This window comes from Limosilactobacillus ingluviei str. Autruche 4, assembly GCF_000312405.1.
GTDB lineage: Bacteria > Bacillota > Bacilli > Lactobacillales > Lactobacillaceae > Limosilactobacillus > Limosilactobacillus ingluviei.
In genome coordinates this window covers 771,789-796,464 of record NZ_HE997173.1, presented here as the reverse complement: position 1 = coordinate 796,464, position 24,676 = coordinate 771,789, and the positions used below count along the sequence as shown (strand labels likewise).

Below are 24,676 nucleotides of genomic sequence, written 5' to 3'. Positions count from 1 at the left end.
CCGTTAAATTTTGGTATACTAAATAGTTAGAAAATGCGATAAGAAAGTGAGCCTGGTGAAATGGATTTAGCAGCAATGAAGGAACGCCAAAAACGGATCCGCAATTTTTCGATTGTCGCCCACATTGATCATGGGAAATCGACCTTAGCAGACCGGATTTTGGAAATGACGGATACGATCAGTAAACGGGAAATGAAAAATCAGATCCTGGATGACATGCCATTAGAGCGGGAACGGGGGATTACGATCAAGTTAAACGCGGTGGCGTTAACTTACCATGCCAAAGATGGCCAGGATTATATTTTCCACTTGATTGACACCCCCGGGCACGTCGACTTCTCGTATGAGGTATCACGTTCGTTAGCCGCTTGTGAGGGGGCCCTGTTAGTGGTGGACTCAACACAAGGGGTCGAAGCCCAGACCCTGGCCAATGTATATTTGGCCCTTGATAATGACCTGGCAATTTTGCCGATTATCAATAAGGTAGACTTGCCTTCCGCTGATCCGGCGGGGACGCGGCAACAAATTGAAGATGAAATCGGGTTGGAAACGGATGAAGCCGTTGATATTAGTGCGAAGACCGGGGTCGGGGTCGCCGAAGTCTTAGAAAAAATTGTCCATGACGTTCCGGCGCCGACGGGTGATTTGGCCGCGCCGCTGAAGGCCTTGATTTTTGATTCGAAGTATGATGACTACCGCGGGGTGGTCTTATCGATCCGGGTCTTTGAAGGGACCGTTAAGAAGGGGGATCGGATCAAATTAATGAACAGCGGGGCTGAATACGAAGTGGCGGAAGTGGGGATCAACTCCCCTAAGCCCCTGGCGCGGGATGTCTTGATGGCAGGGGACGTCGGTTACATTACGGCCGCGATTAAAGACATTAAAGACACCCAAGTTGGGGATACCGTGACGTCAGCCGCCCAGCCGACCAGTGACGCTTTGGCTGGTTACCGCCAGATGACGCCCATGGTTTATGCCGGGCTGTACCCGACGGATAACGCCAAGTTTAATGACTTGCGGGAAGCCCTGGAAAAATTACAATTAAACGATGCGGCCCTGACCTTTGAACCCGAATCTTCGCAGGCCTTGGGCTTTGGGTTCCGGTGCGGCTTTTTGGGCTTACTGCACATGGATGTGGTCCAAGAACGGCTGGAGCGGGAATTTGATTTGGATTTGATTACGACGGCGCCTTCGGTAACCTACCACGTTGACCTGCATGATCAGACCACCAAGGCGGTGGAAAACCCCGCGGAAATGCCCGATGTGTCAGCGATTAAGGACATTAAAGAACCCTATGTCAAAGCCTCAATCATGGTGCCCAATGATTACGTGGGGGCGGTGATGGAATTGTGCCAACGCAAGCGGGGCCAATTTGACACGATGGAATACCTGAGTGATACCCGGGTCAACGTAATTTACCATATTCCGCTGGCCGAAATTATCTATGATTTCTTTGACAAATTGAAGTCCAGTACCCACGGGTATGCCTCCCTGGATTACGAAGTGGATGATTACCGGGAAAGTGACCTGGTCAAAATCGATATTCTGTTGAATGGGGACCGGGTCGATGCCTTGAGCTTCATTACCCACCGCGACTTTGCGGCCGAACGGGGCCGTGAAATTGCGGCCAAGTTAAAGAAGATTATTCCGCGGCAAAACTTTGAAATTCCAATTCAAGCGGCAATTGGGTCCAAGATTATTGCCCGGACGACGATCAAGGCTTACCGTAAGGACGTTACGGCCCGGATCCACACGGGGGACCCGGACCGGCGGGCCAAGCTGTTAGACAAACAAAAACGGGGCAAGAAGCGGATGAAGGCCGTCGGCAAGGTCGAAATTCCTCAGAGGGCTTTCATGGCCGTCTTGCAAACCGACGAAGAAGTCGAAGGCAAATAACCGCCCGCCCCTAATATCGGAAACAAGAAGCGGTGGCCCCAAAGCGTGGGCGGCCGCTTTCATCGTTGCTTAGTGAGAGGAAATATGACACGAATTGAACGTTTACAACAACAATTACCGACCCTGTACCTCGACGCCTTGTTAGTTACCGATGCGACGAATATCTTTTATTTGACCGGCTTTTCGTTAACGGCGGGGGATGGCGCCTTACTGATTACGGCGACCCAGGCCATCTTAGTGACTGATGATCGCTATGCGCAAGCACTGCGGGAGTTTGCGACGACGGAAGTGACCGGCTTGATTACCCGCGATTATTACGGCAGCATTAATGAACTTTTGGAAAAACAGGACTTAATGGTCCTGGGCTTTGAAACCAGTCTGAGTTATGAAGTCTACGACCAGTTGGATGAATTAATGACGGCGGATTTGGTGCCGTGCCGGGGCCTGATTGAACAAGCGCGGGCCGAAAAGGACAGTCATGAAGTCGCCAAGCTACGGGCGGCCGCGCAACTGCACGATCAGGCCTTCGAATATTTGCTTGGGATCTTGCAACCCGGGTTGAGTGAACAAGCGGTGGCGAACCGGTTGGACTTTTGGATGAAAGAACATGGGGCCACGGCCGCCTCCTTTCCGCCGATTGTGGCTTCGGGGCTGAATGCGGCCAAACCCCATGCGACCGTCTCGCCGCGCAAAATTGCCGCTGGGGATGTGGTGACGCTTGATTTTGGCTATTGGGTTGATGGTTATACCGCGGATTTGACCCGGACGGTGGCCGTGGGGGAACCCGATTTTGAATTTAAAACGGTCTATGAATTGGTAAACCAAGCCCGCCAAGCAGTGATTGAAAAAATCGCGGCGGGGGTCAACGGGGCCGCCCTGGATGCTGCCGGGCGGCAGTTGATTGAAGCGGCGGGTTACGGTGATGAATTTCAGCATGGCATGGGCCACGGGATTGGCTTAACGGTGCATGAATTACCGGCCAGCTATGGTCCAGCAACCACGCAGGTGCGCTTAAAGCACAATCAAGTCATTACCGTTGAACCCGGCATTTATTTACCGGGCTTGTTTGGGGTCCGGATTGAAGATGACGTCTTAGTAACGCATGGTGGCCATGAAGTGCTGACCCATGCCCCCACGGAATTGCTGGTGCTCAAATAGCGAAGCATGAGTTGATTTTTAGTGGGATCTAGTGCACAATAAAATAGATATAGTGCGAACTTCTGGCTGTTCCAAAAGCTTCGCCGTTCACGGAAAGTGAATTGATAATAAATGGAGGATTTAAGCATGGCAGAAGATTCAACCATTATCTTGAATGCGAACGACCAGGCCCTGGGCGAAATTCAAATTGCGCCCCGTGTCTTGGAATTCATCGCTGGGATTGCCGCCAGCCAAATTGAAGGCGTTGCCCGGATGCACGGCTCCTTTGCCAATAACGTTGGCGAATTGTTAGGGCGTTCGGACCACCGGCGGGGGGTCAAAGTGACCGTCAAAGACGATCAATTGACCTTGGACGTGGCCGTTTACTTAACCTACGGGGCCGCGGTACCCAAGGTGGCGGCTCAGATTCAAGACCGGGTGAAGCAACAGATTGCACTGATGACCGACCTGACCGTAACTGAAGTCAATGTCCACGTGCAAGGCATCATCACGGAAAAGGAAGCCCAAGCCTTTGACCCTGATAACTTATTTGAACAAGAAGAAAGTAATGGTGAAGAGTAGTGAGTTTTAGTCGGCACCGGATTCGGGTGGCAGCCTTTCAAGCCTTGTTTGCTTTAGCAACTACCCCGGATGCAGAGAAGAGTGAATTGTACCAAGAAGTCTTGCCCTTGAAAGAAGGCGAAAGTGCCCCCGCTTTTTTAAGCGAATTAGTCGAGGGGGTTCTGGCTCACCAAGCGGAATTGGATGCGCTGATTGAAGCCCACTTGGCAGCGGGGTGGAGCCTGGCCCGGCTGGCCCGGCCCAACCTGGTAATTTTACGGTTAGCAACCTTTGAACTGCGCTACAATTCAACGGTTCCAGCGGCAGTTGTGATCAATGAAGCCTTGCAATTAGCCAAGGACTTCAGTGATGAACCGTCGCGGAAGTTTATCAATGGGGTCCTGGGCAGTTTGGAAAAGGAAATGCCCCAGGATTAACAAATTGCGTTTAGTGACGAGGTTTTTGCGAAGAGTACGCAGACCTCGTCTTTTTGCTAGCGAAAGGGGATTGGACACATGGCAACTTTAATTGATGGCAAACGGCTTGCCCAGCTGGAAAATGATAAAACGGCGCGGCGGGTCGCCGCCTTGCGCGCAAGCGGGCTCACTCCCGGTTTAGCCGTAATTTTGGTGGGAGACGATCCCGCCAGCCAGGTTTATGTACGCAGTAAGCAACGAAAAGCGCGTGAATTGGGGATTTTTTCGGTACAAACCACCTTACCGGCCACGGCGCAACAAGCCGAAGTAGCCGCCGTTATTGATGCTTATAACCACGATGAGCGGATTCATTCCATCCTGGTTCAATCGCCATTGCCGGCGCATTTGGATGAACAAGCGTTAGTTGCCATGATCGACCCGGCTAAGGACGTGGATGGTTTTCATCCCTTGAATGTGGGGAAGCTGTACAATCATTTGCCAGGGCATTATCCGGTGGCCTGCACCCCGCGGGGGATTATTACGATGCTCGATGCGTTGAATTTTGAATACGCTGGCGCGCGGGCCGTGATTGTGGGACGCAGTATTTTAGTCGGGCGGCCCTTGCAAGCCTTGTTGGTGAACCGTAATGCGACAGTAACGATGATTGGTCGCCGGACCAAGGAAGCGGCGGCCTTAATGAAAACGGCGGATCTGTTAGTCGTCGCCGCGGGGCAACCACAACTGGTAACGGCCGCGATGGTTAAACCCGGCGCCGTCGTGATTGATGTCGGGATCAACCGCTTGGCGGATGGCCATTTGGTTGGCGACGTGGACTTTGCGGCCGTTGAACCCCTCGCCCAAGCCATCACCCCTGTTCCGGGTGGCGTCGGTCCGATGACGATTGCCAGTTTGATGACCCAAACGGTCGATTTAGCGGAATGGAGTCAGGCCAATGCCTAAGGATCAACCATTAACCGTGGGCCAATTGACCCGCTACATTAACCGGAAGTTTGAGGCGGATCCCTACTTGAACAGCCGGCATTTGTGGTTGGTGGGGGAATTAACGGATTATCGTCCCTCCAGTCGCCACCAGTACTTTGCCCTCAAAGACGATGATGAAACGTTGGCTGCCAAGGATCAGTTTAAGATCAAGGCCGTCATGTTTCAAAGTGCGTTTGCGAAGGTTCATGTCCAATTAGAAAACGGAATGAAGGTCTTGGTTCGGGGCCGGGTCGCCGTTTACCCCAACCGCGGGGAGTACCAGTTTTACGTGGATCACCTCGAACCGGTCGGGGTGGGGAGCTTGCAGGTGGCCTTTGAGCAAATGTACCAAAAATTAAGTCAGGAAGGCTTGTTTGAGCGCCCGAAACGGCCGGTGCGGCCGTTTCCCCGGCGTGTGGCGATCGTAACCAGTAATGATGCGGCCGTCAAGCACGATTTGATCACCACCTTTCGCCGGCGCAATCCCTTGATCCAGTTGGTTTTTTATGCCACGAAGGTCCAAGGGGACGACGCGGCCCCAATGATTGCGCGCCAAATTGCGCGGGCCAACGCGGATGGCGATTATGATACCCTGATTGTTGCCCGTGGTGGGGGCTCGCGGGGGGATCTCTGGGCGTTTAATGAAGAAGTAGTTGGCCGCGCAATTGCGGAATCGCAAATTCCGGTGATTTCATCCGTGGGGCATGAAACGGATACGACGATTGCCGACTTGGCCGCTGATCAGCGCGCAGCGACGCCAACTGCGGCAGCGGTGCAAGCGTCAGCCTGGTTATTGACGGATGTCAAAGCGGAGTTAAAAAATCAGCAAGCCAGTTTGGTTTGGAGTGTGCAGACCAAATTACAAATGGCCACGCAAGCACTGACAACGTTAAGGCAGACCTCACCGTTGGCGCAGCCCGCACGGCTGTTGGAACGCCCCAATCAGCAATTAGATGACGCCCAAACCGCCTTGCAGCAAGCCCAGGCCCAACGCTTGCAACGGGCGCAACAGCAATTGACCAGGCTGCTCAACCAGCTTCAGTTGGTATCACCACAGAATAATTTAAAGCGCAACCAGCTAGAGTTAACGCACCAGCAAACCGCCCTGCGCCAAGCGATGCACGCGCGGCTGCAAAGCGCGCAACAAGCACTGGCCCAAGCCGCCGGCCAGTTGGATGCCCTCAGTCCCTTGAAGGTCTTGCACCGGGGGTACAGCTACGTTACGAAGGCTGCGCAAGTGGTCAGTGCGCAGAATTTGGCGCCGGGTGATCAGTTGGAATTGCATTTTTACGATGGGCAAGCAACGGTAACGGTCGAAGAAGTTCGAAAGGAAACAGAAAATGGCAACTAAACAGGCAGATGCAACTTTTGAAGAACAAATGGCCCAATTACAAACGATTGTGGGCCACCTCCAGAACGGTCAATTAAGTTTGGACGATTCCATTAAGGAATTTCAGACGGGGATGCAATTGGCGCAAGCGATGCAAACGCAGTTGGATCACGCGCAAGCAACGTTAGCCCAATTAGTGGACGAAAATGGGAATATGCAAGCCGCCGAACAAGCTGGTGACGATTTAAGCAACAATGGCGTGCAAAACCAGGGTTACCGGTCTGAGTTTGCCCGGCCTGAAACGGATTAAGGGAGGAAAACTGTGCATAAGCTTTCAGAATTACAAACCCTGATCAATGACTACTTAGCGGCGCATTTGGCGGCCGATGTTGATCAACCCCAATTGCAAGCGGCGATGGCCTACTCCCTGCTGGCGGGTGGCAAACGGTTGCGGCCCGCCCTGACTTTGGGGGTGGCTGAACTGTTGGGCCAGGAATTAACCCCCGCGGTGGTCAAGGCCGCGTGTGCCGTTGAATTATTACACACTTATTCTTTGATCCATGATGATTTGCCGGCAATGGATAACGATGATTTACGGCGGGGATTGCCGACGAACCACAAAAAATTTGGGGCTGGGATGGCGACCTTAGCTGGGGATGGTTTGTTAACGTTGGCCTTTACTTGGTTGACGGAAAACGATCTGCCCCTGACCACGCAGGTGCAACTGGTGAAGAGTTTGGCGCGGGCCGCGGGACCAGCTGGCATGGTGGCGGGGCAAGCGAAGGACATTGAGGGCGAAAAAGAAGAGCTGACCTTGGGCCAGTTACAAACGGTTCACGCCCAAAAGACCGGGGCTTTACTGGCTTACGCGGTCGTGGCCGGTGGGATGATTGCCCAAGCCACCCCGCAGGTAATTGGCGACCTGTTCGCCTTCGGTAAGGTCTATGGATTGGCCTTTCAAATCCAGGATGATTTGTTGGATGTGACCGCAACCAGTGCGGAAGTTGGCAAGGAAGTTCACCGGGATGCGGCCGCGCACAAAAATACCTACCCGGGTCTGTTAGGCTTGGCCGGGGCCCAAGCGGCCTTAGCCCAAGCCCTGACCACGGCGCGGCAGGCGCGGGACGCCCTCGGGGCCCAATTAGCGGTGCAACCACAGATTTTAGATGAATTTTTAGCTTATTTTGAGAGGTAAGGGATGGAAAAAGAGCGCGTTGATGTATTACTGGTAAAACAAGGGTTATTTGATTCCCGCGAACAAGCCAAGCGGGCGGTCATGGCCGGGGAAGTCTTGGGACAAAATAATGAACGCTTGGATAAGGCGGGTCAAAAAATTCCGGTCACCACGACTTTGCACCTAAAGGGCAAGAAAATGCCGTATGTAAGTCGTGGGGGGTTAAAACTGGCAAAGGCGCTGCAAGTCTTTGGGCTTTCGGTGGCTGGTTTAACCGTCTTAGACATTGGCTCTTCGACGGGTGGCTTTACCGATGTGATGTTGCAAAATGGGGCCAAGTTAAGCTATGCCTTAGACGTGGGGACGAACCAATTGGTCTGGCAACTGCGCGATGATCCCCGGGTCGAGGTCATGGAGCAAACGAATTTCCGTTACTCCAAACTAGCGGATTTTCACCGGGGCCAACCAGAGTTTGCTTCAATTGACGTTTCCTTTATCTCCTTGAGTTTGATTTTGCCGCCGCTCGCGGAAATTTTAAAGCCCGCCGGCAAAGTCGTCGCCTTGATTAAACCGCAGTTTGAAGCGGGCAAAGAAAAGGTGGGCAAGCATGGGATCATTAAGGACCCGGCCGTTCACCAGGAAGTAATTGAGCACGTCTTTGCTTTTGCTACGGCAGCGGGTTTTGCCGTTGAACAGCTGGACTTTTCGCCGATTAAAGGTGGCCAGGGCAACATCGAATTTTTAGCCCAGTTGGCCTTGGTGGGGCCAGCTCAAGCCCACGTGGCGCCCACGATTGATATTGCAGCGGTAGTGGCGGCCGCCCAGACGGAGCTGAACGCCAAAAAATAAATTCGGTAGGGGAAGCCGAGCGATTAGAGGAGCGAGTGTTGAAATGAAGAAAACTAACCGGCAAGCGGAAATTAAGCAAATTATTGAACAGCACGCGGTAGAACGCCAAGAAGATTTGGTGACTTTGTTGGGGGAAGTCGGGATTACCGTTACCCAGGCGACCATTTCACGCGATATTAAGGAGTTAAAGTTAATCAAGGTGCCAACGGCGGACGGTGGGTATCGTTACAGTATGCCAACCAAGAAGTCGGAAAATGAAGATGCCCAACTGCAAAAGGCAATTCAGACCTATTTACAGGTCTTAAAAAAGTCCGACCGGTTCTTGTCCTTGACGATGCACCCGGGACATGGCCCGGTGGTGGCAATGCTAATTAACCGGTTGGAATTCCCGGAAGTCTTTACGGCGATTGGCGATGATATGACGGTGTTGGTGGTTTGCCAATCAGCCACAGCGGCGGATCAATTTGCGGCAACGTTGGAACAAATGAGGTAGAGCAATGTTACAAGAGCTGACGATTGATAACTTAGCGATTATTAATCATTTGACCTTGGCCTTTGATGACCAGATGACGGTCTTAACGGGGGAAACCGGGGCCGGCAAGTCAATTATCATTGATGCGGTGGGGTTGTTGGCCGGGAGCCGCGGCTCAACTGATTTTATTCGCCGGGGCGCGGATAAACTGACCCTGCAAGGGCAATTTACGGTCCCGGAAAACCCCCAGGCATTGGCGCGCTTGGATGAATATGGCATTGACCATGCCGATGGGACCCTGATTATTTCCCGTGAAATTCACCAAAGCGGGCGCAATACGATCCGGATAAACGGGACCTTGGTAAATACCACGATCCTCAAAGCGATTGGGGCGGGCCTGGTTGACATTCAAGGCCAAAATGAACATCAGCTCTTAATGCAACCCGAAAATCATTTAACCATGCTCGACCAGTTTGCCGGGGCCCCGGTTAAACCATTGTTAAGCGCGTACCAAACCGCCTATGCGGAGTATCAGCAACTAAAGGCGGCCGTGGAGCGCAAAAAAGAAAATGAACAGCAATGGGCGCAACGGTTGGATATGTTGCGGTACCAAGTTGAAGAAATTGAAGCGGCGGCCCTCAAACCCGATGAAGAAGCCAGTTTGGAAGCGGAACGGGACCGGCTGGTGCATTTCCAGCAGATTAACAATGCCTTGGCGATGGTCACGGCCCGCTTGAATGGGGAGGATGGGGCCCCCGTGTTAGATCAGGTCGCCGAAATGATGAATGACGTCGAAGCGATCAGTGCCTTTGACCCAGCCTTTAAAGATCTCGCCCAGGGGTTAGCGGATGCCTACTACTCACTGCAAGATGCTGCTGACTCCGCTAGCCGGGCGTTGGATGGGTTAGAATTTGATCAGGGGCGCCTGGAACAAATCGAAAATCGGTTGACGCTGATTGGGGATTTAGAGCACAAGTACGGTGACCGCTTGCCAGATGTGCTGGCTTACTACGAACAAATTAAAGCGGAATTAGATGAAATGGAGCAAGTGGCCGATTCCGACAGTGATCAAGAGGCTCGTTTGCAAGCGACCATCAGTGAATTGACGCAGTTGGGCCAGCAACTGACGGAAGTGCGCAAGCAGGCCGCGCAACGGTTGGAAAAACAAGTCCAGCACCAACTACGGGAACTGTACATGGAACGGGCCGTTTTTACAGTCCACTTTGCCTCGGTAGCTAAGCAGCATTTTCGGGCTGATGGTCAAGATGACGTTGAATTTTACATCCAGACTAATCCGGGCGAACGGATGGGGCCCTTAGCTAAGATTGCTTCCGGCGGGGAGCTGTCACGGGTAATGTTAGCCCTGAAGACGATTTTTGCCCAAGGCGAAGGGGTGACCAGCATCATTTTTGATGAGGTGGATACCGGGGTTAGCGGCCGGGTAGCGCAAGCAATTGCCGATAAAATCAAAGTCATTGCTCAAAAATCGCAGGTGCTTTGTATCAGCCACTTGCCGCAGGTGGCGGCGGTAGCCCAGCACCATTTTCTGATTCAAAAACAGGTCCACAATGAGCGGACAACGACTTCAGTGACCCCCCTGCAAGCTGCGCAACGAATCGATGAGTTGGCGCGGATGTTGGCAGGCGACACAATCACTAAGTTGACGCGCGAACACGCCAAGGAATTATTGGCGATGGAGCAAAAAAAATAACAAGCAAAATGGCGTTACCCTTAGCCCAAGCGAGCCAAGGATAACGCCATTTGTTTTGGTAATTATTTTAACAGCATTTGCCCAATAAAAAAGAGGATCGGGATCAAAAGGGCGGGAAGTAAATTTAAGGTTTTGATCGCTTTGATTTTTAAAATGCTCAAACCAGAGGCGAGGATCAAAAAGCCCCCCACCGCAGCTAATTCCGTGACTAAGGCGCCCGAAAAGAAGCTGGCCGACAAGTAACGGGCAATTAAGAAAATCCCGCCTTGCCATAAAAAGAGGACCGGCGCACAGACGAGCATTCCCCACCCAAAGCTAGCCCCAAAGACGATGGAAGTGACAAAATCCAGGCTGGCATTGGTTAACAGCATCGTTTGGTCACCCTTAATCGCAGCCATCACGGGGCCAACGATGGAGAGCGCGCCAATGCAGTAGAGCAATAAGCCAGTCGCAATTCCCCGCCCAACCCGGGCGGCGCCAAAGTGCGCGACCACTCGGTTAAAGCGTTCGTCGATTTGGAGGGCCGTACCGCTGACGGCACCCAGGGCCAGGCTGACAATGAATAAAACCGGATAGTGACTGTGCGGCAAATTGGTGGCAATGTATTGCACCCCGATCCCCAGGGCGGTGAGGCCCATCGCGTCAAAGAGCGCTTGTTCATAGCGTTGGCTTAAACCGTGCTTTAATAAGCAACCAAGGGTGGTGCCGCTTAAAATGGCGGCTACGTTCACGAGTGTTCCAAACATAGTTTAATCCCTTCCCCAAAAAAGTTGATATTAAAAATTATACGAGCTTAGGAAGGGCAGAACAAGGGCTTAGCCGGCAATGTAGCGAAGTTGTTGAATGGTAAAAAAGTAGGTCTGGTTTTGATGGGTTAACAGATAACGTTGCTCATCGAAAGCCTTGATGGTCCCGCGGACATTAATCGGGTAGCCAGCTGCCGTGGCGGGCATTAACTGGACAAAGACTTCGCGTTGCTGGTCAATGGCCATTTTCAAAAAGAGTTGGCGTTGGAAAAGGGGTTCGACCGGCAGGAGGGTGACGGGGGGCTGTTGTTCGAAGAAGGGTTCTTCAAAGAGGGGTTTAAGGTGGGTAAGTAATTTAGCTGTTCCGTGATTGATAAAAGAGGGATTAAGCTTTTGCATTTTCTACAACCTCCGAACTATCGTTTGCAATTTAATTATACGAACGGTTGTTTAAAATTGCAAGCAGAGATTCAAAATTTGGTTCGTTGCCGGGCAGGGACTTTCTTGATAAAGGACTTGAATTCAAGCCCAGAGTATTGCAAAATAAAAAGTAATACGTTCATATATGGTTAGGAGTTTGTGATTCATGACAAAGCGCGGAATGTTGATTGTCCTTTCCGGTCCTTCTGGGGTAGGGAAAGGAACGGTGCGGAAGGCAATTTTTGACCAACCAGGCAATGATTTTCAGTACTCAATTTCAATGACGACTCGGCAACCACGCCCGGGCGAAAAAGATGGGGTTGATTACTTTTTTGTTTCAAAGGAAGAATTTGAAAACAACATTCAAACCGGGCAGATGTTGGAGTATGCCAAGTACGTTGACAACTATTACGGCACCCCGTTAAAATACATTGATGAGACTTTGGATGCCGGCAAGGATGTCTTCTTGGAAATCGAAGTCAACGGGGCCATGCAAGTTCGTTCAAAGCGACCGGACGGGGTCTTTATCTTCTTGACGCCGCCGGACTTGATGGAATTAAAGCAACGTTTGATTCACCGGGGCACGGACAGCATGGAAGTCATTAACAAGCGGATCCACAAAGCCTTTTCAGAAATTGAAATGATGCAAAACTATGACTACGCGGTGGTTAACGACGAAGTTCCAAACGCGGTTGAAAAGATCAAAGAAATTATCCGCAGCGAACGTTTGCGGGTAACTCGTGTCATGCCAGACTACTTAGAAATGTTAGGAGATTCAAACAAATGATTCTGTACCCTTCAGTCGATGAATTGTTGAAGCAAGTTGATTCCCGTTACTCATTGATTATGTTGGCCAGCAAGCGGGCGCATGAAATTGATAAGTACCGCACGGATAAAGATCGGGCCCAAAACTCGGATAAGCCGGTTGATTTGGAACAGGACAAGCCATTATTACTGAACCGTTACAATTCAACGAAGTCCGTTGGGATGGCCTTGGAAGAAATTGAAGCGGGGTTGGTTTCAATTGATGAAAATCCAAGTACGTCGGATGAAGACTAACCCGTTTGACGGTAATAACTAAATATCAAGGCGCTGACGAAGCTGACAGCTGGTGATTTTGGGGCGGCCGTTCTTGGGTTCAAAAATGGTCGTTGGCAAGCCACGGGTTCGTTGGCGCTTTTTGCGTAATGAGAAAGGTGTGGAACAGCAATGGCAAAAATTGCGGTGTATGTCAGCGGCAGTGTCGCCGCGTTTAAAGCAGTCAGTGTGGTCCGCCAGTTACAAAAAGCTGGTCATCAAGTTCGGGTCGGACTAACGGCGGCGGGCGCCAAATTTGTCAGTCCAACGACCTTCTACGCCCTGACCCATACTCCGGTCTTAGTGGACTTGTGGCAAGGGGACCAAGGGCCGGTGCCCCACATTGAGTGGGCTGATTGGACCGACTTAGCTTTAGTGGTCCCGGCCAGCGCGGATCTATTGGCCAAAATGGCCCAGGGGATCGCGGATGATGCGGTTTCGGCTGCTTTATTGGCGACCAGTGCCCCAATCATGGTTGCCCCGGCGATGAATACCCACATGTGGGAGAATCCAGCGACGCAGCGCAATTTAGCCCAATTAGCCGCGGATGGAAAACAGATTTTGACCCCCACGACGGGGATGTTGGCCGAAGGGTATGCCGGAAAGGGCCGGATGGTGGAGCCGGCGGAGATTGTGGCCGCGGTCACCACCTTTTTGACGGCGTCAACGCGGTTAGCCAACCGGCACCTCCTAGTGACCGCTGGCGGGACTAGGGAACCGCTGGATCCGGTTCGCTACATTGGGAACCGTTCGTCTGGCAAAATGGGGGTAGCAATTGTCAAGGCGGCCTTGGCGGCGGGGGCCAAGGTCACCTTAATTGCCGGTACGGTGCAAGTGGCACTGCCCACCCACCCCCGTTTGACGGTGCAACGAGTCACCACCACGGCCGAAATGTTGGCAGCGGCGCAGGACGCGTTTCCGACGGTCGATGCGGTCGTGATGGCGGCGGCTGTGGCGGACTTTCGCCCGGCGACGGTTAGCGACCAAAAGATCAAAAAACAAGCTGGCCAGGAAGCCTTCACGGTCCAATTGGTGAAAAATCCCGATATTTTAGCGACACTGGGGGCCAAAAAAACAACCCAGGTAATAATGGGCTTTGCCGCCGAAACCAATGACTTGTTGGCCCATGCCAAAGAAAAACTGGCTAAGAAACACGCCGACTATATCGTTGCCAATGATGTCAGCCAAGCGGGGAGTGGGTTTGGTGTTCCAACCGATCAAGTTACGATTTTGACCCCAGACCAAGCGCCGCAAGCTTGGCCCTTGTTAACGAAACAAGAAGTCGGGCACCGGCTAGTAGCACTATTAGCGGCGCGCTTGGCGAAGTAAGTTAAGGGGGTGGTACTTTGCAAACGGTCCAAGTAATTGTCGATGTGCCAACGATGCAGACCAACCGGCCCTATACTTACTTGGTGCCCGAACGGTTAACTAATCAAGTTGAAGCGGGGATGCGAGTAATTGTCCCCTTTGGGCGGGGGCACCGGGAAGTCCAGGGCTTTGTCGTGGCCACGGGACAAACAGAGAGCGCCTACCAAGGAGCGCTTAAGGAGCTCACGGCCTTGATGGATCTGACGCCGGTTTTGAATCCAGAAATGTTAGCGCTGAGCAAGTGGCTGGCCGATCATACCTATGCCTTTTGGATCAGCTGCTTGTATACCATGCTGCCTAACCTTCTGAAGGCTAAGACTAAGCGGTTGGTCCGGGTGATTGATGAATTTGATCCGCAGTTACAGCAGAGCTTGTTTGGCGAAGCAGTGACCCTGGATCTGGCCCAGGTGCAGACTGATCCGACGGCGATGCATGAACTGGTGAAATTGAAGCGGGCCGGCAAGGTCCAAATCGAGTATGCCGTTGAGGATCAAGCCCGCGCCAAGCAGGTGACCGCTTTGCAAGCGACGTTGGATTTTGAAGCCTATGAGGAGTTGTTGGCCACGGTACCCAAAAATGCCAAGGCTCAGCAACGCTTGTTGGTCTACTTGCAAGGCTTGGGGGCGCAAAAAGTGCCGCTAAAAGCCGCGCGGCAACAAACTGGCTTGAGTTTGGCCACGTTTCGGTTAGGAGAACAGCGGGGCTGGTTGAAAAAGAGCCTGGTAGAACAGTTGCGGACGCCGATGACGCAAACGAAAGGCGCGGACCGGCCCGTGACGTTGAACGCGGAACAAACGGCAGCTGTCACGGCGATCCAAGCGGGCATTCAAGCGCCCACGGCCCCCACCTTCCTCTTAAAAGGGGTGACCGGCAGTGGCAAGACGGAAGTGTACTTGCGGGCAATGGCGGCGGCGTTGGCTAACGGCCAGACGGCGTTAATGTTGGTGCCAGAAATTGCCTTGACGCCGCAGATGGTGCAACGAGTTCGCGGTCGGTTTGGGCAGCGGGTGGCCATTTTGCACTCCGGGCTTTCAAATGGGGAGCGGTATGACGAATGGCGGCGGATTCAAAGGCAGGAGGTGCAAGTAGTGGTGGGGACCCGGTCCGCCATTTTTGCGCCCTTGCCGAAGCTGGGTCTGATTGTGATTGATGAAGAACACGAAAGTTCGTATAAACAAGAAGACGCGCCGCGCTATCATGCGCGCGAAGTAGCCAAATGGCGCGCGCAATACCACCACGCCGCCGTGGTGCTAGGATCAGCCACCCCCAGCTTAGAGAGCTATGCCCGGGCCAAAACGGGCAATTATCGCTTGCTGACCCTCACCCACCGGGTTAATCAGCAACCGCTGCCGCCGGTAACGGTCGTTGATATGCGCCAAGAACCGCGCCAAGGGGGCGAAAGCAACTTTTCCCGGGCCTTGTTAGCGGCCGTACAAGCTCGTTTGGCCAAGGGCGAGCAGAGCATTTTGCTGTTAAACCGGCGGGGCTTCTCCTCGTTTATGATGTGTCGGGATTGTGGCTACGTGCTGAAGTGCCCGAACTGTGATATCTCCTTGACCTTACACTTGGCCACGCAGAATATGAAGTGTCACTACTGTGGTTTTGAGGCTCCCATTCCGCAACAATGTCCCCATTGTGCCAGTCGCCAAATCCGCTATTATGGGACGGGGACGGAAAAGGTGGAAGCGGAGTTAAAACGCCGTTTGCCAGCGGCCCGGGTAATTCGGATGGATGTGGACACAACCCGACGCAAAGGCCAACATGCCAAACTTCTACAAGCCTTTGGTCAGCACCAAGCAGATATTTTGCTGGGAACGCAAATGATTGCTAAGGGGCTGGATTTCCCCAATGTAACCTTGGTGGGGGTGTTAAATGCTGACACGGGCCTGGATTTACCCGATTTTCGGGCCGGTGAGCGGACCTTTGACCTGCTCGCTCAAGTTAGTGGCCGGGCCGGGCGAGCGGATAAAGCGGGACAAGTCTTTATCCAAACTTACAATCCCGATAATTACGTGATTCAACTGGCCCAGACGGGTAATTATGAGGCCTTTTTTGGCGCGGAAATGCAATTGCGAAAACAAGCGCAGTACCCGCCTTATTTTTACACGGTGCGCTTGATGGTGGCCCACCCCGAAGAAAAAGCGGCGGCTAAAGTGATTCATCAGCTGGCCCGGCGTTTGCAGGGGCATTTGGCGCCTGAGACGGTGGTCTTGGGCCCGACGCCCCGGGCGATTGCGCGCATTAAAAATCAGTATTACTATCAGATTGTGATCAAGTACCGGCATGATCCGGCCCTGCACCAATTGTTGACCGCGCTGCAACATGAGATCCAGCGCGACCGGCAGCTTCATTTTGCAATTGATCCGGATCCCCAGTATTTTATGTAACCGTTTCACGTGAAACCGATCGAACCAATGAAAGGATGATGACAATGACATCTGTTGTCTTTATGGGAACCCCGCAGTTTGCGGTACCGATTTTAGAAGCCTTGCTGGCGGACCCGGCTTACGACGTGCAAGCCGTGTTGACTCAACCCGATCGTCGGGTAGGGCGCAAACACCAATTGACGGCGTCCCCGGTCAAACAAGTGGCCCAAGCGGCTGGAATTAAGGTCTTCCAACCAGCCAAGCTCAGCCAAAGCGCGGAATTGGACGAGCTGGTGGCGATGGCACCGGATTTAATGATTACCGCTGCTTACGGCCAATTTTTGCCAACCCGCTTGCTGGCTGCTGCCCGCGTGGCGGCAATTAACGTTCACGGCTCCTTATTGCCGAAATACCGGGGCGGGGCGCCGATTCAGTACGCCATTATGAATGGGGACGCTGAGACGGGGGTCTCGATTATGTACATGGTCAAGCAAATGGATGCCGGTGCGGTGCTAGCTAAGCAAGCCTTGCCAATTGAAGCCACCGATGATGCGGGCACGATGTTTGAAAAATTGAGCTACTTGGGGCGGGATTTACTCATGGCCACGCTGCCTAAGTTATTGGCTGGTGAGATTGAAGCTCAGCCCCAAGATGAAAGTCAAGTCGTCTTTTCGCCCAATATTACGACCGCGCAGGAACGCATTGACTACCGGTTGCCGGCCCGGTTGATTGATGCCAAGGTGCGGGCGTTACGGCCGCGGCCCCTGGCCAACATGGTGATTGATGGGGTAGTGACGAAGCTGCTGGCCACGACTCCCCTGGCGGAAACCACGACCCAAGCGCCCGGGACGGTTGTCCGGGTGGAAAAGCATGCCTTGATTTTGGCGGGTGGTCAAGGGACGACCTACCGGATTGACCGGCTGAAGCCCGCCGGCAAGCCCGCCATGGATATCACGGCATACTTAAATGGTCACCAAAATTTAAAGGCAGGAGTGCAAGCAATTACTGATGACAACGATTAAAAATTCGCCCCGCAATTTAGCCGTGACGGTTTTAGAACGGATTAACCGGCAGGGCGCGTACTCGAATTTGGAACTAAACCAGGTGTTAAAACGGCATCAATTAACGGTTGCTGATAAACATTTATTGACCACGCTCGTCTACGGAACCTTACAGCATCAATTAAGCCTGGAGTATTGGCTGCAACAATTCACCCGCCGGAAACTGGATCCGTGGGTCAAACAGCTGCTATTGATAACGCTTTATCAGTACCATTATTTAGAACGGGTCCCTGATTTTGCGGCGACCAATGAAGCAATTGAAATCGCTAAGTGGCGGGGCAATGCCGGGATTCGCAAGTTTGTGACCGGGGTCTTGCACGCAGCTTTAAAAGCCGGCTGGCCTGATTTTGCGGCCATTTCAGATCCCATCCAGCGGATCAGTTTGACGAGCAGTTTGCCAGCGTGGTTGGTAAAGCAACTGGCCGCCGAATATGATTTGACAACGGTGGCGGCAATTGGCCAGGCAATTAATGAACCCGCACGCTTGAGTATTCGGGTGAACCGCGCCAAGGCAAGTCTGGCGCAAGCCCAGGCTCAATTGGCAGCTGAAGGGGTCCAGACGCAGCCAAGTCAAGTGGCAGCCGATGGGTTGATCGTCCAGAGCGGGGATTTATTGGCCAGCCAAGCGTTTGCCCAAGGGGTTGTGACAGTGCAAGACGAAAGTGCGATGTTGGCAGTGGAAAGTCTGGGCCAGGTTTATGATTTAAGTCAAGCCACCTTGGTCCTGGACGCTTGCAGTGCGCCGGGCGGCAAGACGGGGCAAGTCGCTGCGGCCCTGACCAAGCCCGCTAGTCAGGTCGTGGCGCTGGATATTCATGACCACAAGGTGAAACTGATTCAAAAGAACATGGCGCGCTTGGGGTTAGCGACGCGCGTTTCAGCGCGGCAAGGCGATGCCCGGCAGTTAGCATTCTTGGCTGACGGCAGTTTAGATGCGGCAGTGGTTGATGCGCCATGCAGCGGGTTGGGCCTCCTGCGGCGGAAACCGGAAATTCGTTACCAAAAAACTTTCCGCGACAGTCAACGGTTGCATGAAATTCAATTGGCAATTTTGGCGGCAGTTGCCCCAAAAATTAAAAAGGGCGGTATAATAACTTATAGTACGTGCACCATTCTAAAAGAAGAGAATGATCAAACGGTGGCCGCCTTTTTGGCGACGCACCCCAATTTTGCCTTAGAAAAAACGCAAACCGCACGTGCCCTAAAAGCTGACCGAGCAGCGAAAACGCTGACGATTCTACCAAGTGACTACGGCTCGGATGGATTCTTTATTGCCACTTTGAAACGAGTCGAGTAGAAGGGATTTACTAATAGACCAATGAAAATTGATTACTTATCTGACATCGGCCGTCAACGGTCGCAAAATCAAGACCGGGTGGCGCTCTTTGAAAATGGTAAGCGTCAATTGGCGGTAATTGCCGATGGGATCGGTGGCAATCGCGGTGGTGACATCGCGGCCGCAACGACGGTTCGCTTGCTTGGTCAGAACTTTTGCCAAAGCGCACCCAAAAGTGTCAAGCATGCTAAAAAATGGTTGCAAGACCAAGTGACGCTGGCAAACCAACTCTTATTAAAAAAAGCAAATGAAAAGTTGAACTACCGGGGGATGGGAACGACCTTGGTGGCGGCAGTGACCTTGCCCAAGGGAGTCATTGTCGTGGCCAACATTGGTGACAGCCGGGGCTATGTCTTGCACGACCGGCAATTAAACCAAGTAACCGTTGACCACTCCCTAGTCAATGAACTGGTAAAAAATGGTGATATGACTGAGCAACAGGCCCGTCGCTCGCCGCAAAAGAACATCATTACGCGGGCCATCGGGGTTTCACCCGATGCCGAAGTCGAGGTGAATGCTTTTGTCTTGCAAGCGGGGGACCAGCTTTTATTGTGCTCCGATGGGCTCTCCAAGATGGTTGAACATGATGCGTTAACAGCGGTTTTATTAGATCCGACGTTAACGGTCACAGCGAAATGTGAACGCTTGGTAGCCTTGGCCAATAATGCTGGGGGCCTGGATAATATCACGGTACTAGTTGGCGAGTTCGACCAAGAAAGGGAATAGTATGAAATCCGGATACAAGCTGAACAACCGGTACCGGATCCTTCGTCCACTCGGTGAGGGTGGGATGGCAAATGTATACCTTGCTTATGACCAAGTCTTAGAACGGAAAGTTTCAGTGAAACTGTTGCGGATGGATTTGCGGGATGATCCGAAGACCCAGCGCCGGTTTGAACGCGAAGCGATGGCGGCGACCCAACTCAATGATCCGCATATCGTCGGCGTTTATGATGTGGGAACGGACCATGGCATGCAATATATGGTCATGCAATACGTCGAAGGAACCGATCTGAAAGCCTTTATCAAGCAGAATTATCCCATTCCGCTCCCCCAAGTGGTGGATATTATGGAACAGGTACTGGCGGCAGTTGAGACGGCGCACCGCCATGGGATTATTCACCGCGATCTTAAGCCCCAAAACATCCTGATTGATGAAGATAAGAATATTAAAATTACGGACTTTGGGATTGCCATGGCGTCAACGGCCAATTCGTTGACCCAAACCAATACGTTGGTGGGGTCCGTGCACTATTTGTCGCCCGAGCAAGCACGGGGCAGCATTGCTACCGAGCGGTCGGACATTTACTCCCTCGGGATTATTTTATTTGAATTACTGACCGGTCATGTCCCATTTGAAGGAGAAACGGCGGTTTCAATTGCTTTGAAACACTTTCGGGATGAAATGCCGTCCGTCCGTGATATCAATCCAGCGATTCCGCAACCATTGGCAAATGTGGTGTATAAGGCGACGGCTAAGTCACCGCAACAACGGTATGAATCGGCGGCGGCGATGGCGGCCGATTTAAAGACGGCGCTGAATCCGGGCCGGGAGACCGAGCCCCGGTTTCAAGAACATGACGCCTGTGATGACCAGACCCGGGTATTAGATCTAGCGGAACTAAAAGCGGCGGATCACCAAGCCCAACAGCAAGCCGAGCAAGACCACGCTGAAGATGACACCAAGCAACTGGCGCCGTTGCCGACCAAAGCGCACAGCAACTGGTTGCGGGGGTTGTTAGTCGCGTTGGCTGTGGTGATTGTGATGGCGCTCGGGGGCTTATGGTACTTTAATCGGCCGATTGCCGTGCCAACGGTGGCGGGGAAGACCCCCGTGCAGGCCAGCCGAATTTTGGCCCACCATCATTTGAAGATCGGGACTATTACCCGGGAAAACAGTGCGACGGTTGCCAAAGGAAAGGTGATTAAGCCAGCTAGTGCCGCTAAGGTCCGCTATGGGCGGGCAGTCAACTTGGTGGTCAGCGACGGGGTAGCCCACTGGAAAATGAAGGATTTAGTGGGGACCGATGTGGATCAAGCCCAACAACAGCTTGAAAACCTTGGCTTTACCGTGAAGATTCAAAAGAAATATTCTGATGAGGTCGCCGAGGGACAAATTATCAAGCAGAATGTAACGGCGGGCAAAACGATCCAACCGACCAAGCAGGTGGTTACCTTAACGGTTAGCGCTGGGCGGAAACAAATTAAAATTCCTAACTTTAAGAATAAGGATATTAAAGACGTCCAAGCCTTTGCCAACGAGCACGGGTTGCAGTTGACGGAAACGAAGAAGAAGTCGACCACCGTGGCCACCAACCGGGTTTTGGCCCAAACGCCAAAGGCCGGCTCGACGCTGGCCCAAGGTGACACGCTCACGGTGACCGTAGCCACGTCAGGGGATCAGCTGAAGACGACCAATATTCAGATCAGTATTCCGTTTGACAGTAACAACGGGCGCAAAGAGAATCGGGTCCAGGTCTACATCAGCGATGCTTATCACAACTTAACGATGGAATACGAAGACATTACCATTAACCAAGAAACGGTCATTTACGTGCCCTTTACCCTCCGGGACAACCAAATGGGGGCTTACAAGGTGATTCGCAATGGCCGGACGATTATGAGTGCAACCAATATCACGGGTTAACGACGACCTAAAGGAGGTAATTTTTGAAAACCGGAATTATTCAACAATCATTAAGTGGCTTTTATGACATTTTAGCCGATGGCCAGGTTTATCGGACCCGGGCGCGGGGCAATTTCCGTAAAAAAGGGCAAAAGCCATTGGTGGGGGACCACGTGGAATTCAGCGAAGAGGGTTACCTGCTAAAAATTTTGCCCCGCGAAAACGCCCTTGTCCGGCCCCTGGTGGCCAACGTTGATACGGCCGTGGTGGTAACCGCTGCTAAGGAACCGGATTTCTCGCCGAATTTATTGGATCGCCAGTTAGTGGCCTTGGCTTGGCAGAAGGTGGATGCGCTGCTGTATTTTTCCAAAACGGATTTATTGTCCCCGGCGGAATACGCGCACTTAGCCAAAGTAGCGGCGGGCTACCGGGCAATCGGCTATGAAGTCTGGTTGGATGAAGCCCCCTTTGCGCAAGCGACCCTGGATCAACTGACCAGTCGCTTGGCCGGGAAAGTGGTCACGATGATGGGCCAGACCGGGGCGGGGAAATCGACGCTGTTAAACCACTTAGCGCCGGAATTAAACCTTAAAACCGGCGAAATTTCCAAGGCCCTCAAGCGGGGGCGGCATACCACCCGGACGGTCAGCCTGCTAGAGGTTAACGGGGCGCTGGTTGCCGATACCCCGGGCTTTTCGTCCTATGAAGATTTTCCAATGACGGTTAATGATTTACCCCAGTTGTTTTATGAATTTCAAGCCTTAGCGCCGGAATGCAAATTCCGGGGCTGTTTACACTTAAAAGAACCGGGTTGTGCCGTGAAAAATGCGCTTGAAAATGGTAAAATAATGCCGTCGCGGTATGATGATTATTGTCAATTCCATGACTTGATTGTCAACCAAAAGCCAATTTACTAAGAGTGAGGAGAGTTTCTTATGATTAAGGTTGCACCTTCGATTTTGAGTGCGGATTACGTTAACTTGCAAAAGGACATTGAAAAGGTTGAACAAGCCGGGGCCGAGTTCCTTCACATTGATGTGATGGATGGGACCTTTGTACCAAGCATTTCGTATGGGCCGGGCTTTGTGAAGGCAATTCGGCCGATTTCGAAGATGGTTTTGGACGTCCACTTGATGGTTCAAAATCCGGAACACATTTTGCCAGACTTCATTGAAGCAGGGGCGGACATTATTGGGGTTCAAGTCGAAGCGACCCAACACATTCACCGGGCCTTGCAAATTATCAAAAATGGTGGGGTCAAGGCGGAAGTGGTAATCAACCCTGGAACGCCAGTTGAAGCTATCAAGCCGGTCTTACACATGGTGGACCAAGTCTTGGTCATGACGGTGAACCCAGGCTTTGGGGGCCAAAAGTTCCTGCCGGAAACGGTGGCGAAGATTGCCGAATTAAATGAATTGAAGCAAGCTAACGGCTACGACTTTGACATCGAAATTGATGGTGGGGTCAACGCCGAAACGGTGGTCCCTTGCTACGAAGCTGGGGCTACGGTGGCCGTAGCTGGTTCTTACGTATACGGGGCCGCTGATCCGGCGGAACGGATCAACGCGATCAAGGCAGCCACCAAGTAATTTTTTGCGTCGGCAATGGGCCGGCGCTTTTTGTCACTGACTGACCATAGAAGCGGGGGAAGTAGGATGCGAATCGTCAACGTAATGGTGGGGGGCCCCGCCCAAGAAATTCCGGAAGCACTTGTCCTAGCGCGGCAAGCGGAGCCGTGGGTCGGGGTCGATTATGGGGCGACGTACTTATTAGAGCGGGGGATTGTGCCCTTAATGGCCCTGGGCGACTTTGATTCGACCCAGCCAGCGAAGTTAGCGACCCTCCAAGCCCAGGTGCCGACGGTCCGCTTTTACCCGCCGGAAAAGGATTATACCGATACCCAAATTGGGGTCAAAGCAGCATTGGAAGAATTGAAGGCGGATCAAATCAATCTGTTTGGGGCCACGGGTGGGCGCTTAGACCAACTGTTGGCTAATCTGTACTTTCCCCTCATGGCGGAGTTTCAGCCCTGTTTAGAAAAATTGGTGATCATCGACCGGCAAAATGAAGTCCGTTATTTTCGCCCGGGCTTTCATACCTTGCATCAATTGCCGGGGATGAAATATCTGGCCTTTGTGAATTTAACCCCGGTGACCGGCTTGACCTTGCCAGATGAAAAGTACCGGTTGACGGACTATGATGCCCCGATTCCGATTTCGTGGTCCAGTAATGAATTTGCTGGGCCCGTGAACCACTTTTCGTTTAAAAGCGGGATTGTTGCGGTGATTCAAAGCAAGGACAGCCCGGCGACGGCCCGCCGGTAGGCTTTTGCTCCTGTCAAGGTAAATTACTTGAAAGAAAACTATTGAAAAGTCCCGGTTGCTATGGTAAATTATTTAGGTGAGTTACAGCGCTTAGGCGCTACTGAGAAAATTGATGAGGAGAGGAGGGTCCCCAGATGGCTAAGGATTATATCACCGGTAAACGGACACGCTTCGGTAACAAGCGTTCGCACGCCCTGAACTCAAGTCGTCGTAGCTGGAAGCCAAACTTGCAAAAAGCAACCATTTTAGTTAATGGTAAGCCAAAGAAGGTTTACGTTTCAGCCCGTACGCTGAAGTCGGGTAAGGTTACCCGCGTTCACTAAGAAATAGGCCGTCCGCAGCGGGCGGCTTATTTTTTTACCCCCGCCGGGGAGCGAAACTTTTTTCAGCGCGTTATCTATGATAAGATGATGGTGACTTTGAGCGAAAAGGAGGCCATTTTCATGGCAGTAAAGATTAAGACAAAGGCTGGCACGATTGACATTGCAAACGATGTGATTTCAACGGTCGTTGGCGGGGCCGCCACTGATAATTATGGTGTCGTTGGAATGGCCAGTCGTAATCCGTTGCGCGATGGGGTCAACTCAATTTTACAACGGGATAATTACAGTAAGGGTGTTGTGATCAAGCAAGATGATAATGGGATCGAAGTCGAGGTTAACATTATCGTCGGTTTTGGTACGAAGATTTCCGAAGTGTCCAAGAGCGTCCAAAACAAGGTTAAGTACAACTTAGAATCAATGCTTGGGATCACCGCCAATGAAGTTAATGTCTGCGTCCAAGGGGTCCGGGTCCTGGGCGATGATTAAGCGATAGTTGGAGGAA

The 24,676-nt window shown here is 52.3% G+C and carries 26 protein-coding genes; 24 read left to right on the top strand and 2 right to left on the bottom strand.

Features of this window, described 5'->3' with window-relative positions; translation table 11 throughout:
- Nucleotides 1–60 precede the first annotated feature (60 nt).
- The 11 genes from lepA to recN all read left to right on the top strand — a co-directional run bounded on the left by lepA (nucleotide 61) and on the right by recN (nucleotide 10,527).
- The gene (gene lepA / locus BN54_RS03900) at nucleotides 61–1,896 is read left to right on the top strand and encodes a translation elongation factor 4 (RefSeq protein ID WP_040469721.1); all 1,836 of its coding nucleotides are present in this window, start codon (nucleotides 61–63) and stop codon (nucleotides 1,894–1,896) included.
- An 84-nt stretch (nucleotides 1,897–1,980) separates the two neighbouring features.
- A complete protein-coding gene (locus BN54_RS03895; protein ID WP_019205840.1) occupies nucleotides 1,981–3,054 on the top strand; it encodes a M24 family metallopeptidase in 1,074 nt (357 codons plus the stop codon).
- 126 nt (nucleotides 3,055–3,180) lie between these two features.
- Nucleotides 3,181–3,615, top strand: a complete 435-nt coding sequence (locus BN54_RS03890; protein ID WP_019205839.1) for an Asp23/Gls24 family envelope stress response protein — start codon at nucleotides 3,181–3,183, stop codon at nucleotides 3,613–3,615.
- Complete coding sequence (gene nusB, locus BN54_RS03885; protein ID WP_019205838.1) at nucleotides 3,615–4,031, top strand: transcription antitermination factor NusB; 417 nt, start codon at nucleotides 3,615–3,617, stop codon at nucleotides 4,029–4,031. Before BN54_RS03890 ends, nusB begins: the two co-directional genes overlap by 1 nt.
- A 78-nt stretch (nucleotides 4,032–4,109) precedes the next feature.
- Complete coding sequence (locus BN54_RS03880) at nucleotides 4,110–4,970, top strand: bifunctional 5,10-methylenetetrahydrofolate dehydrogenase/5,10-methenyltetrahydrofolate cyclohydrolase (RefSeq protein ID WP_019205837.1); 861 nt, start codon at nucleotides 4,110–4,112, stop codon at nucleotides 4,968–4,970.
- A complete protein-coding gene (gene xseA / locus BN54_RS03875; protein WP_019205836.1) occupies nucleotides 4,963–6,342 on the top strand; it encodes an exodeoxyribonuclease VII large subunit in 1,380 nt (459 codons plus the stop codon). Before BN54_RS03880 ends, xseA begins: the two co-directional genes overlap by 8 nt.
- The gene (locus tag BN54_RS03870; protein ID WP_019205835.1) at nucleotides 6,332–6,631 is read left to right on the top strand and encodes an exodeoxyribonuclease VII small subunit; all 300 of its coding nucleotides are present in this window, start codon (nucleotides 6,332–6,334) and stop codon (nucleotides 6,629–6,631) included. The genes xseA and BN54_RS03870 overlap by 11 nt, the downstream gene beginning before the upstream one ends.
- 12 nt (nucleotides 6,632–6,643) lie before the next feature.
- A complete protein-coding gene (locus tag BN54_RS03865; RefSeq protein WP_019205834.1) occupies nucleotides 6,644–7,516 on the top strand; it encodes a polyprenyl synthetase family protein in 873 nt (290 codons plus the stop codon).
- A gap of 3 nt (nucleotides 7,517–7,519) precedes the next feature.
- Nucleotides 7,520–8,344 carry a TlyA family RNA methyltransferase gene (locus BN54_RS03860; protein ID WP_019205833.1) on the top strand — a complete coding sequence of 275 codons (825 nt, stop codon included), beginning with the start codon at nucleotides 7,520–7,522 and terminating at the stop codon, nucleotides 8,342–8,344.
- A 43-nt stretch (nucleotides 8,345–8,387) separates the two neighbouring features.
- A complete protein-coding gene (locus tag BN54_RS03855) occupies nucleotides 8,388–8,837 on the top strand; it encodes an arginine repressor (protein WP_019205832.1) in 450 nt (149 codons plus the stop codon).
- 4 nt (nucleotides 8,838–8,841) lie between these two features.
- Nucleotides 8,842–10,527 (top strand): DNA repair protein RecN, encoded by a 1,686-nt coding sequence (gene recN / locus BN54_RS03850; RefSeq protein ID WP_019205831.1) that lies wholly within the window; start codon nucleotides 8,842–8,844, stop codon nucleotides 10,525–10,527.
- Between the two features lie 62 nt (nucleotides 10,528–10,589).
- On the opposite strand, the gene BN54_RS03845 is transcribed toward recN, so the two are convergent.
- A complete protein-coding gene (locus BN54_RS03845; protein WP_019205830.1) occupies nucleotides 10,590–11,273 on the bottom strand; it encodes a DUF554 domain-containing protein in 684 nt (227 codons plus the stop codon).
- A 69-nt stretch (nucleotides 11,274–11,342) separates the two neighbouring features.
- Complete coding sequence (locus BN54_RS03840; RefSeq protein ID WP_019205829.1) at nucleotides 11,343–11,672, bottom strand: hypothetical protein; 330 nt, start codon at nucleotides 11,670–11,672, stop codon at nucleotides 11,343–11,345.
- A gap of 187 nt (nucleotides 11,673–11,859) precedes the next feature.
- Between BN54_RS03840 and gmk the strand changes: the two genes are divergently transcribed.
- The 13 genes from gmk to BN54_RS03775 all read left to right on the top strand — a co-directional run bounded on the left by gmk (nucleotide 11,860) and on the right by BN54_RS03775 (nucleotide 24,660).
- Nucleotides 11,860–12,480 (top strand): guanylate kinase, encoded by a 621-nt coding sequence (gene gmk, locus BN54_RS03835; protein ID WP_040469719.1) that lies wholly within the window; start codon nucleotides 11,860–11,862, stop codon nucleotides 12,478–12,480.
- Nucleotides 12,477–12,752, top strand: a complete 276-nt coding sequence (gene rpoZ, locus BN54_RS03830) for a DNA-directed RNA polymerase subunit omega (protein ID WP_019205827.1) — start codon at nucleotides 12,477–12,479, stop codon at nucleotides 12,750–12,752. Before gmk ends, rpoZ begins: the two co-directional genes overlap by 4 nt.
- A gap of 150 nt (nucleotides 12,753–12,902) precedes the next feature.
- Complete coding sequence (gene coaBC / locus BN54_RS03825) at nucleotides 12,903–14,099, top strand: bifunctional phosphopantothenoylcysteine decarboxylase/phosphopantothenate--cysteine ligase CoaBC (protein ID WP_019205826.1); 1,197 nt, start codon at nucleotides 12,903–12,905, stop codon at nucleotides 14,097–14,099.
- Nucleotides 14,100–14,116: 17 nt separating this feature from the next.
- Nucleotides 14,117–16,525 carry a primosomal protein N' gene (gene priA / locus BN54_RS03820; RefSeq protein WP_019205825.1) on the top strand — a complete coding sequence of 803 codons (2,409 nt, stop codon included), beginning with the start codon at nucleotides 14,117–14,119 and terminating at the stop codon, nucleotides 16,523–16,525.
- A 44-nt stretch (nucleotides 16,526–16,569) separates the two neighbouring features.
- The gene (fmt, locus tag BN54_RS03815) at nucleotides 16,570–17,526 is read left to right on the top strand and encodes a methionyl-tRNA formyltransferase (protein WP_019205824.1); all 957 of its coding nucleotides are present in this window, start codon (nucleotides 16,570–16,572) and stop codon (nucleotides 17,524–17,526) included.
- Entirely contained in the window at nucleotides 17,513–18,862 is a 1,350-nt protein-coding gene (gene rsmB / locus BN54_RS03810) for a 16S rRNA (cytosine(967)-C(5))-methyltransferase RsmB (RefSeq protein ID WP_019205823.1), read from the top strand. The genes fmt and rsmB overlap by 14 nt, the downstream gene beginning before the upstream one ends.
- A gap of 21 nt (nucleotides 18,863–18,883) precedes the next feature.
- Entirely contained in the window at nucleotides 18,884–19,627 is a 744-nt protein-coding gene (locus BN54_RS03805; RefSeq protein ID WP_019205822.1) for a Stp1/IreP family PP2C-type Ser/Thr phosphatase, read from the top strand.
- Between the two features lies 1 nt (nucleotide 19,628).
- The gene (gene pknB, locus BN54_RS03800; RefSeq protein WP_019205821.1) at nucleotides 19,629–21,548 is read left to right on the top strand and encodes a Stk1 family PASTA domain-containing Ser/Thr kinase; all 1,920 of its coding nucleotides are present in this window, start codon (nucleotides 19,629–19,631) and stop codon (nucleotides 21,546–21,548) included.
- A gap of 23 nt (nucleotides 21,549–21,571) precedes the next feature.
- Nucleotides 21,572–22,444 carry a ribosome small subunit-dependent GTPase A gene (gene rsgA, locus BN54_RS03795; RefSeq protein WP_019205820.1) on the top strand — a complete coding sequence of 291 codons (873 nt, stop codon included), beginning with the start codon at nucleotides 21,572–21,574 and terminating at the stop codon, nucleotides 22,442–22,444.
- 18 nt (nucleotides 22,445–22,462) lie between these two features.
- Nucleotides 22,463–23,116: a ribulose-phosphate 3-epimerase gene (gene rpe, locus BN54_RS03790; protein WP_019205819.1), complete on the top strand. Its 654-nt coding sequence runs from the start codon at nucleotides 22,463–22,465 to the stop codon at nucleotides 23,114–23,116.
- Nucleotides 23,117–23,182: 66 nt separating this feature from the next.
- Nucleotides 23,183–23,851 (top strand): thiamine diphosphokinase, encoded by a 669-nt coding sequence (locus tag BN54_RS03785; protein WP_019205818.1) that lies wholly within the window; start codon nucleotides 23,183–23,185, stop codon nucleotides 23,849–23,851.
- A 134-nt stretch (nucleotides 23,852–23,985) separates the two neighbouring features.
- Nucleotides 23,986–24,174 (top strand): 50S ribosomal protein L28, encoded by a 189-nt coding sequence (rpmB, locus tag BN54_RS03780; protein ID WP_019205817.1) that lies wholly within the window; start codon nucleotides 23,986–23,988, stop codon nucleotides 24,172–24,174.
- Between the two features lie 120 nt (nucleotides 24,175–24,294).
- The gene (locus tag BN54_RS03775; RefSeq protein ID WP_019205816.1) at nucleotides 24,295–24,660 is read left to right on the top strand and encodes an Asp23/Gls24 family envelope stress response protein; all 366 of its coding nucleotides are present in this window, start codon (nucleotides 24,295–24,297) and stop codon (nucleotides 24,658–24,660) included.
- Nucleotides 24,661–24,676: the final 16 nt, after the last annotated feature.